The sequence below is a fragment of the Candidatus Thiosymbion oneisti genome, from assembly GCF_900092655.1.
GTDB lineage: Bacteria > Pseudomonadota > Gammaproteobacteria > Chromatiales > Chromatiaceae > Thiosymbion > Thiosymbion oneisti.
Genome location: NZ_FLUY01000401.1, coordinates 1 through 657 on the forward strand (window position 1 = coordinate 1; position 657 = coordinate 657).

General features: G+C 64.5%; 1 protein-coding gene. It reads right to left on the reverse strand.

Going from position 1 to position 657, the window contains the following annotated elements:
* Nucleotides 1-351: 351 nt before the first annotated feature.
* A partial coding sequence (locus BQ17_RS22350) for a hypothetical protein (RefSeq protein WP_218068066.1) occupies nt 352-657 on the reverse strand: 306 nt, incomplete at its 5' end.

Sequence of the window (657 nt, forward strand, 5' to 3'; positions counted from 1 at the left end):
CAAAGGTGTTGCGGCCAGGGGAAAGCGCCGTCGCCGCGGCGCGGGTGGAACCGAAGGGCCCGGATTCCCGGCCAACGCTGCTGGTATCCCCCGTAGCTGAGGTTCGATGCGGCCGCGCCGCTTTGCCGGCGCACTCCAAAGCAGTCCGGAATCCATAAAGAGCCAGGGTTTAAATGGGAAGGTAGTGTTCTAATTTTGTTGTTGCCGAATAGCGGGAACCTTTTTGATCCCCTCTCGCCTCTTGATCCCCTCACCCCAACCCCTCTCCCGGCGGGAGAGGGGCTTTTGTGACACCCTCCTGGAGAGGGTGTCGCAAAAGGGTAGGGCGGGAAAGCGTAGCGCATCCCGCCGTCAGCGTTTTCCTTTCCGAGGCGGGATGCGTGCCGCGGTCCCGCTGGGGCAGGACCGCGGCGCTTTCCCGCCCTCCGGGGCTGGCGGGTTTGGTTCCTGGGTATACGGAATGGCGGACACCGGCTTGATTCTCTCCGCGGCGCGGAGCAACCAGCTTCCCACGCAGCGCGTGGGAACGAGAAAAATATCGGTAGTCCCGGGAGCCGACAGAATGTCGGCGGTCCCAGGGGCCGACAAGATGTCGGCGGTCCCGGGCCGGCTGGGACCGCCGTCTTTCAGACGGCTTACGGACCCCATCACCAGCTG